Source organism: Corynebacterium sp. HMSC074C04, from assembly GCF_001838295.1.
Classification (GTDB): domain Bacteria; phylum Actinomycetota; class Actinomycetes; order Mycobacteriales; family Mycobacteriaceae; genus Corynebacterium; species Corynebacterium amycolatum.
Genome location: NZ_KV836272.1, coordinates 235,334 through 249,617 on the forward strand (window position 1 = coordinate 235,334; position 14,284 = coordinate 249,617).

Annotated in this window: 16 protein-coding genes and 1 pseudogene; 1 reads left to right on the plus strand and 16 read right to left on the minus strand. The window is 57.6% G+C overall.

Annotated elements, in window-relative coordinates:
* The 7 genes and pseudogenes from secF to ruvC form a co-directional block, all read right to left on the minus strand.
* On the minus strand, positions 1 to 964 hold a 964-nt coding region (secF, locus tag HMPREF3011_RS05370; protein WP_070841276.1), incomplete at its 3' end, for a protein translocase subunit SecF.
* 6 nt (positions 965 to 970) lie between these two features.
* Positions 971 to 2,896: a protein translocase subunit SecD gene (secD, locus tag HMPREF3011_RS05375; RefSeq protein ID WP_038628872.1), complete on the minus strand. Its 1,926-nt coding sequence runs from the start codon at positions 2,894 to 2,896 to the stop codon at positions 971 to 973.
* Between the two features lie 309 nt (positions 2,897 to 3,205).
* Entirely contained in the window at positions 3,206 to 3,451 is a 246-nt protein-coding gene (locus tag HMPREF3011_RS11380) for a hypothetical protein (protein WP_246821558.1), read from the minus strand.
* A gap of 50 nt (positions 3,452 to 3,501) precedes the next feature.
* Positions 3,502 to 3,669, minus strand: a pseudogene (locus HMPREF3011_RS11385) (preprotein translocase subunit YajC); the annotation flags it as partial.
* Positions 3,670 to 3,735: 66 nt separating this feature from the next.
* Positions 3,736 to 4,848 carry a Holliday junction branch migration DNA helicase RuvB gene (gene ruvB, locus HMPREF3011_RS05385; RefSeq protein WP_016422683.1) on the minus strand — a complete coding sequence of 371 codons (1,113 nt, stop codon included), beginning with the start codon at positions 4,846 to 4,848 and terminating at the stop codon, positions 3,736 to 3,738.
* A gap of 66 nt (positions 4,849 to 4,914) precedes the next feature.
* Entirely contained in the window at positions 4,915 to 5,535 is a 621-nt protein-coding gene (gene ruvA, locus HMPREF3011_RS05390; RefSeq protein ID WP_038628870.1) for a Holliday junction branch migration protein RuvA, read from the minus strand.
* An 82-nt stretch (positions 5,536 to 5,617) separates the two neighbouring features.
* Positions 5,618 to 6,175 (minus strand): crossover junction endodeoxyribonuclease RuvC, encoded by a 558-nt coding sequence (gene ruvC, locus HMPREF3011_RS05395; protein ID WP_016422681.1) that lies wholly within the window; start codon positions 6,173 to 6,175, stop codon positions 5,618 to 5,620.
* Between the two features lie 115 nt (positions 6,176 to 6,290).
* Here ruvC and HMPREF3011_RS05400 point away from each other — a divergent pair, with 115 nt between their 5' ends.
* Entirely contained in the window at positions 6,291 to 6,755 is a 465-nt protein-coding gene (locus HMPREF3011_RS05400; RefSeq protein WP_038628868.1) for a DUF3817 domain-containing protein, read from the plus strand.
* 155 nt (positions 6,756 to 6,910) lie between these two features.
* Here the strand turns inward: HMPREF3011_RS05400 and HMPREF3011_RS05405 are convergent, their stop codons facing one another.
* The 9 genes from HMPREF3011_RS05405 to HMPREF3011_RS05445 all read right to left on the minus strand — a co-directional run bounded on the left by HMPREF3011_RS05405 (position 6,911) and on the right by HMPREF3011_RS05445 (position 14,232).
* Positions 6,911 to 7,663 (minus strand): YebC/PmpR family DNA-binding transcriptional regulator, encoded by a 753-nt coding sequence (locus HMPREF3011_RS05405; protein WP_005511479.1) that lies wholly within the window; start codon positions 7,661 to 7,663, stop codon positions 6,911 to 6,913.
* A 79-nt stretch (positions 7,664 to 7,742) separates the two neighbouring features.
* Positions 7,743 to 8,363 (minus strand): pyridoxal 5'-phosphate synthase glutaminase subunit PdxT, encoded by a 621-nt coding sequence (gene pdxT, locus HMPREF3011_RS05410; RefSeq protein WP_016422679.1) that lies wholly within the window; start codon positions 8,361 to 8,363, stop codon positions 7,743 to 7,745.
* Entirely contained in the window at positions 8,363 to 9,241 is an 879-nt protein-coding gene (locus HMPREF3011_RS05415) for an acyl-CoA thioesterase (protein WP_016422678.1), read from the minus strand. The genes pdxT and HMPREF3011_RS05415 overlap by 1 nt, the downstream gene beginning before the upstream one ends.
* A 2-nt stretch (positions 9,242 to 9,243) precedes the next feature.
* Entirely contained in the window at positions 9,244 to 10,146 is a 903-nt protein-coding gene (gene pdxS, locus HMPREF3011_RS05420) for a pyridoxal 5'-phosphate synthase lyase subunit PdxS (protein ID WP_005511452.1), read from the minus strand.
* A gap of 139 nt (positions 10,147 to 10,285) precedes the next feature.
* The gene (locus HMPREF3011_RS05425) at positions 10,286 to 10,789 is read right to left on the minus strand and encodes a hypothetical protein (RefSeq protein WP_016422677.1); all 504 of its coding nucleotides are present in this window, start codon (positions 10,787 to 10,789) and stop codon (positions 10,286 to 10,288) included.
* Between the two features lie 53 nt (positions 10,790 to 10,842).
* Positions 10,843 to 11,985, minus strand: coding sequence for a glycosyltransferase family 4 protein (locus HMPREF3011_RS05430; protein WP_038628866.1), 1,143 nt, complete (start codon positions 11,983 to 11,985; stop codon positions 10,843 to 10,845).
* A 2-nt stretch (positions 11,986 to 11,987) separates the two neighbouring features.
* The gene (locus tag HMPREF3011_RS05435; protein ID WP_070841277.1) at positions 11,988 to 12,890 is read right to left on the minus strand and encodes a phosphatidylinositol mannoside acyltransferase; all 903 of its coding nucleotides are present in this window, start codon (positions 12,888 to 12,890) and stop codon (positions 11,988 to 11,990) included.
* Between the two features lie 11 nt (positions 12,891 to 12,901).
* Positions 12,902 to 13,603, minus strand: coding sequence for a phosphatidylinositol phosphate synthase (gene pgsA, locus HMPREF3011_RS05440; protein ID WP_016422674.1), 702 nt, complete (start codon positions 13,601 to 13,603; stop codon positions 12,902 to 12,904).
* Positions 13,597 to 14,232 (minus strand): ATP adenylyltransferase, encoded by a 636-nt coding sequence (locus HMPREF3011_RS05445; RefSeq protein ID WP_070841278.1) that lies wholly within the window; start codon positions 14,230 to 14,232, stop codon positions 13,597 to 13,599. Before HMPREF3011_RS05445 ends, pgsA begins: the two co-directional genes overlap by 7 nt.
* Positions 14,233 to 14,284: the final 52 nt, after the last annotated feature.

Genomic DNA, 14,284 nt, shown 5'->3' on the forward strand with positions numbered 1-14,284 from the left:
GCGAAGCCAGGAAAATCGAGGAGAACGTGCCCTGAATAATGCCGATGAGCTGAACCAGCGCCAAATCCTTCAGCGTACCGACACCCAGCATGCCCACGGCGATAATCATCAGTGCCAGGATTGGCAGCAGCGTCGACACTGTGGTGTTTATAGAACGCATGATGGTTTGGTTGACAGCCAGATTCACCAGCTCGGCGTAACTTCTACGTGTCGATGAACGATATCCTGCCGTATTCTCGTCGACTTTGTCGAAGACCACGACGGTGTCGTACAGCGAGAACGACAGCACGGTCAGGAGACCGATAATGGTGGCCGGGGTGACATCAAGGCCGATCAGCGCGTAGATGCCCATAATCACGATTGCGTCCACGGCCAGGGCGAGGATGGCAGAAATGGCCATGTCACGCTCGAAGCGGATAGTGATGTAGGCGAATACCAAGCCCAAGAACACTACTGCAGCCAGCAGCATGCGGTTGGTAATCGACGAGCCCCACGATTCCGAAACGGTCGAGTCACCAATCGCATCCGGGGTCTGCTCCCCCTGTGCGTCGACGGGTTTGAATGCGTCGTTCAGTGCGACGCGAGCATCATTAATCTCGCCCTGGGTCAGCTTCTCTGAGGTGATTTCCAGAATGCGGCCTTCGCCAGAACCGATGATCTGCACCAACTCCGGCTTGACGCCGGTGGCGTCGGTGAAGACCTCCTCAGCCTGTTCAGTCGTCACTGACGCAGGCGGCATAGTCATCTTGGTGCCGCCCTCGAAATCGATACCGAAGCTGAACCCTCGAATCAGCATCGATGCTAACGCAACGACAATGACGGCAATCGCAATCTGGTACCAGCGCTTCCGCTTACCGACGATATTGATTCCACCCTCGCCGGTGTAGAGGCGGCGGAAGAATGAGTCCTCGTTAGCCGCGTCATTTTCACTAGTCAGCGCCGGATTCGTCTGAGTAGTATTCATGGATTCCTACTTCCCCTCATTCGCGCCGGAGTCAGCCGAACCGGTGTCGGCAACTGCACTGGCGGCTGCATTGGAGGTGACAGCCTTTTTACCGGTAGCTACGGACTTGTTCCTGTTAGCGACCTCCATGACTGAACCAAAGCCGTTCATGGATGGTTTGGACAGTGCCGGCCACTTGCGAGTAGCCAGAATGACCAGTGGCGCAGTCACCAGGAAGGCGGTCACAATATCGAATGCCGTGGAAAGACCAAGCGTGAATGCGAAACCACGCACATCGCCAACAGCCAGGATGTAGAGGACCACAGCCGCAATGATGGACACAAAGTTACCCGACAGGATCGTACGCCGTGCTCGTCGCCAAGCATGGGGTACCGCAGAGCGGAATGTCCTACCCGCACGAATCTCATCCTTAATGCGTTCGAAGAAGACGATAAAGGAGTCAGCTGTCACGCCGATGGAAATGATGATACCGGCGATACCAGCGAGATCGAGTGAGTAGCCAATCCAGCGACCGAGCAGCACAAGCACGCCGTAGACCATCGCACCAGCTGCTGCCAGTGAAACCAGCGAGATGGCTCCGAGGCCTCGGTAAAGAACGATTGCGTAGACGACAATCAGAGCAATACCGATAATGCCGGCAAGCAGACCGGCCTCCAGGGAGGCCGACCCCAGCATGGCTGGAATGGTCGTAGTGGTACCGCCCGGCTCGCCGTCCTCACCTGCGAAGGACAGTGGCAGTGCGCCGTAACGCAAGTTATTCGCCAGCGCCTGTGCCTCATCGATAGTGAAATCACCCGTGATTCGAGTAGCTGAACCGACCGGGGTTGCCTCCTGAATCACCGGGGCGGAAATGACCTTCGAGTCCAACACGATAGCGACCTGCCGCTGCAGGTAGTCATTGGTCAACTTGGTCCATGTGCGAGCGCCGGTGTCGTTCTTACCGGACTTAAAGCTAAAGGAGACCTGAATCTGACCAGACTGCTGATCGTAGCCACCGGTAATCGGCGCGTTAGTATCAATAGCGTCACCGGACAGACGCTGGCCCTTGGCCTCGTCGTTCTGCCCAATCAGCAGCGGAGCCTTGCCCAGGAAGATTGCCTTACCGCCTTCTGGCGCACAGGTCACCAGCGGCTTGGCCGGGTCATCGGCACCCTGTAGCGAATCAACTGCATCGCGGTTATCGCAGGTCATTAGCGCAGCGGCTGCAAACTGTGTCGTTGGATCTTCGGACTGGCGAGTCGCCAACAGCACGTCACGAACCTTCGTACGCAGCTCTGCCGCTTCAATCGAGTTCGCCGGCTTTGCCGGAGCCGTTGCGTCCAGCTTCGGGGCCTCGCCCAGCGACGTGGACAATTCCTCCGGGACCGGCTGGTCCGGGTTCTGTTCCTTGAAGGCATCAATTGCACGCTTCTGCGTTTCATTCATGTCCTTGTACAGGTCATCGACGCGCTTGGTGGCATCCTCCTTCGACAGGACACCGACTGACACCCAATCTTCAGCAGTCTTCTTAACTACCTCGCCAAAGGCAGCCTCATCAGGGCCCTGCGTGGGCTGCTCTACCGGACGGAAGAAGAGCTGCGAGGTCTGGCCGAGCGTACGCGCCTCCTGTGAGTCTTCACCCGGCACGGTAATGACCAGCGTGTCACCGTCGGTGACAACTTGAGCGCCACTGACGCCCATGCCGTTTACGCGGTTCTCCAGAATCTTGCGAGCCTGGTCCAGCTGATCGCGCGTCGGCTTTTCGCCCTGCGGTACCAGGGTTACTCGGGTACCACCCTGCAAGTCGATGCCCAACTTTGGCTTGGCTGATCCGCCGCCGGTGAAAAAGACGAGTGCGTACGTAAGAATGAGGAAGCCAACAAACAGTGCCAACAGCCACTGCGGCCAGTTCCTCTTGAATGTATTCGCACCGGATCTGGATTTGCTGTTCAAAGCAAAGTCTCCTGAATCGTGACGTTTAGGTACTTAAGCGCTTCGGGAAGAAACGCATGTCTATAACCACACCGCGAACTCGCGCGATACCAGGCAGGGGCATTGCGGGCGTCGCTAAGCAAAGCTATAAACACCAACCGCTCGAGAATAACCGATTTAGCGGCCTGCGCCGGTTTTGACTTGTACCTATTTAGTGAAAATCTTGCCCACGCTTGCCGACGGCGAAACCTGGGGCGCGCCCGTAGCCCCACGGCGCACGCTACAGCTTGGATGCATGCAAACCGGCAGGGCGTGGGCGTACGAAAACTGCTACTGCTTCTCGGTGGAAGTGGATCCGTCTGGATCCGAGGTATCCGGATTACTCGGGGTATTCGGGTTCTCGACCTGCTCATTGATGTCCGAAGCTTTATTGTCAGCCGGGCCGTGGCCGGTGATTTCTTGAACATCGCCGACGTGGTCATCTGGCGCATCGGAAACACGGCCACGTCGATCACGGTGAGCGTAGCTAGCTCCGGTACCGGTGGTGAGGTTGCGGGCAATGGCACCCTTTCCCAACGGGTCACGATGCCGTCAGCGATGATTAGGTCGACGGTTGTTTCGGTCGCATCAACGACCACACCATGCATACCGGAACCGGTGATGACCTCCGCGCCCGGGGCCAACTTATCCTGCATGTCCCGGATGGTGCGCACCTGCTTGTTCTGCTTGATGATCTGCCAAATTGGCAGCGCCAGGAACAAGAAAATAAGTAGGAGGAGAATAGTTTGATTCATGTCTGCCGAGTTTAACGAATTGCCAGCTAGCAATTCCACACTGACCCGGGCGGGTCGATGAGAAAGCTATTCTCCGATAGTTCCCTCCGGGGGCTGCAGCCCCAAGTGCCGCCATGCTCGGGCAGTTGCCACGCGTCCGCGCGATGTACGTGCAATCATCCCGGCACGGACCAGGTAGGGCTCGCACACTTCTTCCACAGTCGAGGGCTCCTCACCCACTGCCAACGCCAGGGAATTCACGCCCACAGGGCCGCCACCGTGCCCCTTGACCAGGGCCGTCAGCACTGCCCGATCCAGACGGTCGAGCCCCAGCTCATCGACATCGAAGACAATCAATGCCGCCTTGGCCGCACCAAGATCAATAACGCCACCGGAGTGGACATCGGCGAAATCGCGGACGCGACGCAGCAGGCGGTTGGCAATTCGCGGTGTACCGCGCGAACGCGACGCAATCTCCACTGCAGCCTCCGGGCTGATGTCTACCCCGAGGATCCCAGCGGCACGGGTAACCACCTTTGTCAGATCTTCGACCTCATAGAACTCCATCTGCGCGGTAAAACCAAAGCGGTCACGCAGTGGGCCAGTCAGCATACCCGAGCGCGTCGTCGCACCGACCAACGTGAATGGTGGAATCTCGAGTGGAATCGACGTAGCTCCAGGCCCTTTGCCTACGATGACATCAATACGGAAATCTTCCATTGCCATGTACAGCATTTCTTCCACTGGCCTGGCAATGCGGTGAATCTCATCGATAAACAGGACATCACCCTCGAGCAGGTTCGACAGCATTGCTGCCAAATCGCCAGCGCGAATAAGCGCCGGACCGGAGGTCATTCGCAGGGAGCTCCCCATCTCCTGCGCAATAATCATGGCCATGGTGGTCTTACCCAGCCCGGGAGGTCCCGACAACAGAATGTGGTCCGGAGTCACATTTCGCCCCCGTGCCCCGGAAAGCACTAAATCCAGCTGTTCGCGGACCTTGGGTTGGCCGATGAACTCCCCTAACGACTTTGGTCGCAGGTTCGATTCCGCATCGGCTTCCTCGACCTGAGCGCGGGCATCGACATCACGTTGTACACCATTTCCACCACCGCCAAAATGGTCGTTGGCTTCCCCACCTAAAGAGTCCCTGAAGGGATTGCCCGACACGTTAAACTCCGTGCGCTCGATATCGCTCATAGTCCCCTCATCCTAGTGCACTGCCAATTTTCATCATCAATGTAGCTGCAGGTCCTCGACCTGGATTTACTTGTCACCCAATGTCTTTAGCGCCGCCTTCAGCGCCATTGAAGTATCCAAGGTCGGATCAATCCGAACAACGGTCTCCGCTGCCTCATTCGCGTCAACTTCCGGGAACCCAAGCCCGACCAAAGCACCAACGACCTGATCCAGATCTGCCTTCAAAACAAGGCCAGGTGCTGCTCCGTTTGCAGCTTCCTCCGGCGGCGATACCGCCCTGTCCGCGAAAACCTCGACCTTATCCTTCAATTCAACCAACAGGCGCTCCGCCAATCGCTTGCCGACGCCGTTAGCTGCTTGCAAGGCCTTCGCATTCTTTGAGGCGACCGCATTGGCAATCTCCGCCGGCGACAGTACCGAAAGAACAGACATCGCGACCTTTGGCCCCACCGTCGAGACAGTGCGCAGGAGCGCAAACATCTCACGTTCCTGTGAATTGGCAAAACCAAAGAGCGTAATCGCGTCTTCACGAACCGCCATTGTGGTCAACATAAAAGTCTGCTCATGCCTCACCAACTGGGAAGCTAGCCTGCCTGTAATGGTGACCAAATGCCCGACACCACCGCACTCGATAACGCAATAGTCCGCACCGAGGTCGATAACTTCACCGCGAAGAGATGCAATCACTTCTCACAATTCCTTTCACTACGGCTTCCCTGAAGACACCGCGATAAACGCCGAACTCACAAGTGTTCTCTAGCAAGCTCCCCTACCGCGAGGGATTCTCACGGCGAGAAAGCTCCAACTCCCGCTCCTCGTGCTGCTTCGCAAGCGCAGCCAAGGTGTCGCGCTGGCGTTGCAGAACCGGACCACGCCAACAGTGGCAGATAGCGATAGCCAAAGCATCCGCTGCATCTGCAGGTTTTGGCGGAGTTTCCAACCCAAGGATTCTCGTCACCATCATGGTCATCTGCTTCTTATCAGCTCGACCGTTGCCGGTGAGCGCCTTCTTTACCTCCGATGGCGTGTACATATGCACTTCCAAGCCGCGTCTCGCCGCAGCGAGGACAAGGACACCAACCGCGTGCGCCGTCTGCATCACGGTGGACACGTTGCCGCGTTCGAATACCCGTTCCATCGCAACCACGTCCGGCTCGTACTCATCCATCCACTGCTCCACGGCATTGGAAAGCCGTAAAAGACGATCCTCCAACGACGCCGTGGTTGGTGTGCGGGCGACCCCCACAGCAATGGGAATGACTTTCCTGCCCTGAGTACCTTCCGCAATGGAGAGACCACAACGAGTAAGACCAGGGTCGATGCCCATCACCCGCAGAGATCCAGCTCGATAATTCACTCCTCCACTAATACCATATTTCGAACAGCTGTTTGTATCGTAGCTAGAAGGAGTACCAACCGTTGGTTCTGATACGTTTAACACCATGAATTCACCGAAGAAGCTCTACGGCGTTCTCGCTGCAGCTGAAATGGTCACGTGGGCTCTGCTGCTTTTAGGCCTGGCGCTGAAGTACCTGTTCAAAGTCACTGACGCCGCCACCACTATCTTCGGCACCATCCACGGCTTTACGTTCCTGTGCTACGTAGTCACCACCATCATGGTGTGGATCAACCAGCAGTGGAGCTTTGGCCGCGGTGTCATCGGCCTCGCCTCTTCTATCATTCCATTCGCAACCTATCCGTTTGAACGAAACACCCTGAAGGCAGGCCTTCTGGATCGGCCCTGGCGCTTTACCGACGAATCCGAGGAGCCACAGGGGATATTCGAGTGGGCACTCGCCATGATTATTCGTCGCCCCTTTATCTCGGCGTTCGTCATCTTGATTGTTCTCGCGGTGGTCTTCACACTGTTGCTGATGGCCGGACCTCCGACTCAGTGGTTCTCCTAGGACGCCCATAAAAAAACCAATCCCCATCGGACTGCTTTCCGATGGGGACTTCCTGTTGACACCAGCTCGCCGAGCAATTCAGCGTTGCCGACTGCCCTACCACGGGCACCCTTTAACGCCGAGAAGCCAGTCAGCAGAACCGTCGACAAAAACGCCTAGTCGTCGAGTTCGGCGATGACCTCGTCGCTGATGTCGGCGTTCGAGTAGACGTTCTGCACGTCGTCGGACTCTTCGAGAGCGTCAATCAGACGGAAGAGCTTGCGTGCGCCGTCAGCATCGAGAGCGACTGTGGTAGAAGCGCGGTAGTCCTGATCTGCGGAGTCGTACTCCATTTCGGCATCGACAAGAGCGGTGCGGACATTCATCAGATCGGTAAAGGCGGAGACAACCTCGAACTTTTCACCCAGGTCGTTGACTTCCTCTGCACCGGCATCGAGAACCGCCATGAGCAGGTCATCCTCGGTCAGCTCGCCCTTCGGCAACTCGACGACACCCTTCTTTTCGAAGAGGTACGCCACGGCGCCGTTGTCCGCCATGTTGCCGTTGTTCTTGTTGAACGCCGAGCGCACATCGGAAGCAGCACGGTTACGGTTATCCGTCAGGCACTCCACAATCAAAGCGACGCCACCAGGTGCATAGCCTTCGTAGACAATGGTCTCCCAGTCAGCACCGCCGGACTCCTCGCCGGAACCACGCTTGCGGGCACGCTCAATGTTGTCGTTGGGAACCGAGGCCTTCTTGGCCTTCTTGATCATGTCATCGAGGGTGGGGTTACCAGCAGGATCACCGCCGCCGGTACGAGCCGCGACCTCGATGTTCTTGATCATCTTTGCCCACTCTTTGGCGCGCTTGGCGTCATTAGCAGCTTTCTTGTGCTTTGTGGTTGCCCATTTTGAATGACCCGACATGTGCTAGTTCCTACCAATCCTCTCGTCAATACCCATATAGCTGGGAATTAGTCAGGTGTTCATTATACAAACTGGGGATTTAAATTCCGACAAGCTCTCGCAAAAAGAACTCGTGGAGCCGAGTCTCCCCCGTCGACTCCGGGTGAAAGCTGGTGGCCATCGCAGCCCCCTGCCGTACTCCGACCACTGTACCGGCGGTCTCTCCAGCCGATTCTGGCACCCGCGCTAGCACCTCAACGTCGTCGCCGACACGCTCGACCCATGGGGCGCGAATAAAGGCGGCGTGCACAGACGACTGGTCACCACCAATCGCCAGCTGCGGGATATCCAAGTCAGTTTCAAAGGAATCCACCTGACGGCCAAATGCGTTACGACGGACCGTGATGTCAATCGCTCGCAGGTTTACGGCATCCGGACGGGTATCGAGCACTTCGTCGGCAAGCAAAATCATGCCTGCGCAGGTGCCATATGCCGGAAGGCCATCGCGGAGAGCTTCCCGCAGCGGGCCTTCAAGCTCATTGAAGACCATCAACTTGCTCATGGTCGTGGACTCGCCGCCGGGCAAAATTAAGCCGCTAAGTCCCTCCAGGTCACGGGGCAAGCGCACCTTTCGGTGCGGGACGCCGAGCTGGTCAAGGACATATCCGTGTTCGGCAACGTTGCCCTGAAGAGCGAGGATACCGATTGTTTCCTGTGTCATTAATCTAGGTTCTCACTGCGAGCATCGAAGTTCGTCGCCACTGGCACGGGCTCGACACCCGGGGCCAGGCTTCGGGTCAGCCCTTCCTGCGTGACGACGGCCACGAGCTCGCCCTTTTGGTTAAAAATGCGACCGTGAGTCAGTGCGCGACCCGCATGCGCTGATGGTGAAATCTGGTCGTAGAGCAGCCATTCATCCGCACGGAACGGACGCATAAACCACATCGCGTGGTCGAGGCTGGCTTCCTGGACCTCAACGCCTGGATGCGGAACGAGTGCCGATGACAGCAAAGTCATATCCGACATGTACGCCAGCGTGCAGACGTGGAAGGTCTCGTTATCCGGCAGGCGATCCTTGCACCGGAACCACACCAGCTGCTGAGACGGGGTGTATTTGTTGTGTTCGAACTGATCATCCGGCACTACCCGGATATCCCAGTCCGCCCACTCGCGCATTAGTAGACGACGTGTGTTCGTCATCTCAGAGGTGTCGGTGACCACATCTTCAGGATCTGGCACCTTGCGCATCACGTCAGAGTGCTCGAGTCCCTCATCCCCCTTACGGTGGAAGCTGACCTGCATGACGAAAATCGTACGGCCATCTTGCACAGCTTCGACGGAACGGTGGCAGAAAGACCGACCATCGCGAATTCGCTTGACCATGTACACCGTCGGGATATGGGGGCGGCCCGGGCCTACAAAGTAGGCGTGGAGGGAGTTCACCGCGAAGGTATTACCCACCGTGCGCGTCGCCGCGACGAGGGACTGGCCGGCAACTTGGCCACCGAAAGTGCGCTGTAGGATTGACTTAATGACTGGGCCACGGAAAATGTCCCGGTCAATCTGCTCCAGATCTAATACCTCGCGGATGTTAGCCATTTTTACCAGCCACGCTCAGCGAGTCGGTGCGGCTGCGGAATCTCGTCGACGTTGATACCGACCATTGCCTCGCCGAGCCCGCGGGAGACATCAGCGATGACCTTCGGATCATCGTAGTGCTGAGTTGCCTGGACTATAGCCTTGGCGCGCTTCTCCGGATCACCGGACTTGAAGATACCGGAGCCAACAAAGACACCCTCAGCACCGAGCTGCATCATCATTGCAGCGTCAGCCGGCGTTGCAATGCCACCTGCGGTGAAGAGTACGACCGGCAGCTTACCGGTCTCAGCGACCTCGCGTACCAGCTCGTACGGTGCCTGCAGCTCCTTGGCGGCAACGTAGAGCTCGTCCGGAGCCATAGAACGCAGACGGTTAATTTCAGCGCGGATGGTGCGCATGTGAGTCACAGCGTTGGAAACATCACCGGTACCGGCCTCACCCTTCGAGCGAATCATGGCAGCGCCCTCGTTGATGCGGCGCAGAGCCTCACCCAGGTTGGTCGCACCACAGACGAACGGCACGGTGAAGTCGAACTTGTCGATATGGTTCGAGTAATCGGCCGGGGTCAGAACCTCGGACTCGTCAATGAAGTCAACACCGAGGGACTGCAGAACCTGTGCCTCAACAAAGTGGCCGATACGGGCCTTGGCCATAACCGGGATGGAGACGGCATTGATAATGCCCTCGATCATGTCCGGGTCGGACATACGCGACACGCCGCCCTCTGCGCGAATATCGGCGGGGACGCGCTCCAACGCCATCACGGCAGTTGCGCCGGCATCCTCAGCGATCTTGGCCTGCTCCGGAGTAACGACGTCCATAATGACGCCGCCCTTCATCATCTCAGCGAAACCACGCTTCACGCGTGCAGTGCCCTGCCCGGAGTTGTTCTCAACCGTGCTCAACGAACCCTACTTCCCTAATACAACTGGTGAATGTGACTGTTTGTAGTCGTTTAACACTATAACGCCTGGACTAGACAGTGCTGTTCATTGAGTCAGAAAACACGGCGAACTTCCAGCACAACGGCGGGATTTCCCACAATTAAGCTGTTGTCAGTCCATCTGCAACATCGAAATATTCCGGTTCAGGTGCAGTACCCGCCAGCCGCAGCGCGCGCACTAGCGGCCTGGCTCGCAGTGCTTTCGTATCCGTCACCGCATCATTGTAGAAACGGCGGGCGAGCTCGAGCCGCGTGTGGGCGTCAGAAAGCTCAATTGCCATCGTTCGGTCCACAGGCTGTTCCTCATAGAGCGCCACAATTTTCCTAGTCAGTTCGTTTTCCACGTCAGCGCGCTGTCCAGTGTTGTTGGCTCGAAGTGGTGTGGCTTCCACCTTCGTCACTACGCCGGCGAGTTCCGGGTAGGCGGCACGAGCGACTGCAGCCCTTCGCCCCAACGCCGCTTCCAGTGAGGAACGCGCCAAGTCGGTGCGAATGTGCATACGGTTCAAACGCGTCGCTGTCGATGAAGCCACCAAACCGCTAACGAGTACGACAATCAGCGCAATGACCAGGACAACGACCCAGATTGGAACGGTTACGTCCACCGAAAACCCACTTTCACTCCGCTGCGTTTAATCAGCTGCCACGACGGAAATCTTTATGGCGCAATGACGACCTTTTCGCCATCCATGCGCACCGTATCGTACACACGCAGAACGCCGTCGGCGACCTGCGACCAGTCATATTCCCAAGCCCGTTTATGCCCGAGTGCGCGAAGCTCCTCCCCCAACTTTGGCTGCGTCAAAAGGCGTACGACTGCATCCGCAAGGTCTACGGAGTTACCGTTTTCAAAGTGAAGCCCGTAATGGCCGTCGTCAAGCACGAGTTTGAACGCATCGATGTCGCTGGAGATCACCGGCGCACCCGCCGCCATCGCCTCTACCAGCACGATGCCGAAACTCTCCCCACCACGCTGTGGGGCAATGTACGCATCCGCATCGGCGAGTATTGACGCCTTAGCATCCTCCGAGAGTCTGCCGACGAAATGCAGGACATCTGCGTTTCTGCCCGCTTTACGACGAGCTGCCGCGACATCACCATCACCAACGACACAGACCTCAAGCTGTGGAATCTCCGCACGTATTGCTGGCAGCGCGTCGAGCAGAACGTCAAAGCCCTTGCGAGATTCGTCGAAGCGTCCGAGGAACACAAGCCGATAGAACCCCTCACGCCGCGGCGGGATCTCGGGCAACGATGAGGCGGCCGGACAGGACTCGAAATCTCCAACACGGACACCATTGGGAATGAGTACCGGGTCGCCGCCGAGTTGCTCAACCTGCCAGCGACGTGCCACTTCCGAGACAGCGATGCCTCCCCGAATGCGTTCAAGGTACTTCCGCAAAAATGGCGTGGCCAGCTTCAATGCCAAGGAGTCCGTCGCCGCAGAGTGATAGGTCGCGACAATTGGACCGACCGAGTTTACTAACGACAACATTGAAAAACTGGGCGAATTCGGCTCATGGATATGAAGAATGTCAAAGCTACCTTCCTCAATCCATGTGCGGACTCGACGGCTCGTGCGGGGACCAAAAGACAGCCGAGCGACCGAGCCGTTATACGGAATCGGGATGGCGGCACCACCTCGAACAACGAAATCCGGAACGTCCGCCTGCACGCTAGCCGGGCCGATAAGACTGACCTCGTGGCCGCGACGGATGAACTCCTCACACAGGTCAATCGCGTGAGCTTGAACCCCACCTGGGACATCGAACGAGTACGGGCACACCATTCCGATTCGCACGGCTACTTTGACCTCTTCTTATCCGCTGGCCACAGTGGCTGCATCATGTGCCAATCCGCTGGATGCTGGGCAATATCAGATTCAAAAACAGTAGCGATGTCCTGGACAATGTCAGCTAGATTGCGCCCCTCAGTCGGCACGAATGGATGCGCTACAAAACGCCAGCCATCGCGCGTGTAGGACAGGCCCGCGGGCATAAGCCGAGCGCCGGTGTCCAGTGCCAGCTTTGCTGCACCGACCGGCATGGTAGTCTGCTCGCCGAAAAAAGTGACCGGGACCCCGTGGCCGCCGAAGTCACGATCAGACAGCAGGCACACAACGCCACCGTCTTCCAATCGCTTCTGCAGTTCCGGCATCGCGGGTTTGCCACCGGTAAGCGGGAGAATGCGGAATCCGAGGGATTCGCGGTACTCCACGAAAGCGTCGTAAAGCACTTCTGGCTTCAGCCGTTCCGCCACGGTACTGAACCGGCCATGCCGGGAAACGAGCCACATACCTGCCATATCCCAGTTACCAGAATGCGGCAGCGGGATGACGATGGAATCTCCTGCCTCGAGGGCCTCAGCAACTCGTTCGAGTCCATCGCTGGTGGACTCGACCGTGTCTGCCAACTCTGGCGACGCGATGGAGGGCAACCGGAATGCCTCCACCCAATAACGTAGATAGGAACGCATGGAAGCCCGAATAAGACCTTGCGGCACTTCCTCAGGTGGGCAGCCCATAACGCGAGCCAAGTTCTTGCGAAGCTGGCGGGTAGTCGCGGGATTTGCTGCTACACGATCGGCGGCTATGTTGCCGATACGGTAGGCCACGCGTTCCGGCAGCAGACCAACAATCTTCCACCCGGCCATATAGCCGAGCGCAACGAAATCATTTTTAGAGCGAGGCAGGAAGAAACTAGTCATTGTATCCTCCTTTAGTTGTAGGAATCAGCCGAACCCGTGGACTTCGGAGCAGAGTCAGGGTTAATAGATGAACTATCAGCTGCGCCTTCTGGCGGGGCGATGGGATCCAACGCTCCTGGCTGCTTAGCCACCATGTACAAGCGCTGGACGACGGTGAATACCGACCCAATCGCCAGGAGCCACATCGCGACGTAGAGGACATAGTCCACGCCAAGCCCCTGGAGCCCAATGCCGATTAGACCGATAATCAGGCGCTCCGCACGTTCGACGAGACCACCGTTGACCTTAAGGGCGCTGGCCTCTGCCCGAGCCTTAACGTAGGAAATGACCTGGGAAGACCCCATAGTAATCAGTGTCAGAATAAGCAGCACTGGATCCGCGTCATGGTGATACACCACCCAATACGCTATCGCCCCGAACAGTGCAGCATCAGTAATGCGGTCACAGGAAGCATCCAGCGTCGCTCCGTATTTCGTTCCCTGCCCTCGAAGTCTGGCCATCGTGCCATCGAGCAGGTCAAAAGCTGTGAAAATAGCGATTGAAACCGCAGCTGCAAAAAGATGGTTGGTAGGAATCAGGATTACCGCAAGCAGAACGGAAACTGCAGTTCCCACCAGGGTGACCGTGTTCGGGCTAATCCCGACCCGCAAAAGTGCAGCGGCTACCGGTTCAACTACTGGGCGGATTGGAGCCCTGCCACGGACACTCAGCATGCTGCCCCATCCTCCTGATTGAGGGCACGCCAGCCGTCGGCAAGCAATTCGCGCGTCTGACGAAGCGCCTGCGGTAGCACCTTGGTGCCGTCGATCACGGTCATGAAATTGCTGTCGCCGGACCAGCGCGGCACAACGTGCATGTGCAGGTGGTCAGCAACCGAACCGCCGGAGGCCTTGCCCCAGTTGAAACCTACGTTGACGGCGTGCGGACGCGAAACCGATTTGAGAGTACGAACCGCATGCTTGGCAAACCGCATCATCTCGGCCGTTTCTTCGTCGGTCAAGTCCTCAAGGTTGGCGACTTCGCGATATGGAACCACCATGAGGTGCCCTGGGTTGTACGGGAACAGATTCAGAACGGCGTACACCCACTCGCCGCGAGCGATAATGAGTGCTTCCTCATCGCTTTGCTTCGGCAAATCAACGAAGGGGTTACGGGATGGCTTGGAGTTATGCACACCACGCTTGACGATGTAGTCCAGCCGGTACGGTGCCCATAAGCGCGTGAGCCGATCCGGTTCGCCGTAACCGCTGTCGACGTATACGCCATCAGACGATTCCTGCTGGCCGGCATTGCCCTGCTGCTGCGGAGGCAACTCTTCACTTCCCGACTGATTCACTGCCATCCCCTTCGTTGCGTAACCGGGCCCCATTCGAGCCCCGACCACATATGTTTCT

Bases quoted from the DNA above. Each gene is read 5' to 3' on its own strand.
- ruvB (WP_016422683.1), bottom strand. From the start codon at position 4,848: ATGAGCGATATCGAGCGCACGGAGTTTAACGTGTCGGGCAATCCCTTC.
- ruvC (WP_016422681.1), bottom strand. From the start codon at position 6,175: ATGGGCATCGACCCTGGTCTTACTCGTTGTGGTCTCTCCATTGCGGAA.
- HMPREF3011_RS05400 (WP_038628868.1), top strand. From the start codon at position 6,291: ATGAATTCACCGAAGAAGCTCTACGGCGTTCTCGCTGCAGCTGAAATG.
- HMPREF3011_RS05405 (WP_005511479.1), bottom strand. From the start codon at position 7,663: ATGTCGGGTCATTCAAAATGGGCAACCACAAAGCACAAGAAAGCTGCT.
- pdxT (WP_016422679.1), bottom strand. From the start codon at position 8,363: ATGACACAGGAAACAATCGGTATCCTCGCTCTTCAGGGCAACGTTGCC.
- HMPREF3011_RS05415 (WP_016422678.1), bottom strand. From the start codon at position 9,241: ATGGCTAACATCCGCGAGGTATTAGATCTGGAGCAGATTGACCGGGAC.
- HMPREF3011_RS05435 (WP_070841277.1), bottom strand. From the start codon at position 12,890: ATGACTAGTTTCTTCCTGCCTCGCTCTAAAAATGATTTCGTTGCGCTC.
- pgsA (WP_016422674.1), bottom strand. From the start codon at position 13,603: ATGCTGAGTGTCCGTGGCAGGGCTCCAATCCGCCCAGTAGTTGAACCG.
- HMPREF3011_RS05445 (WP_070841278.1), bottom strand. From the start codon at position 14,232: ATGGCAGTGAATCAGTCGGGAAGTGAAGAGTTGCCTCCGCAGCAGCAG.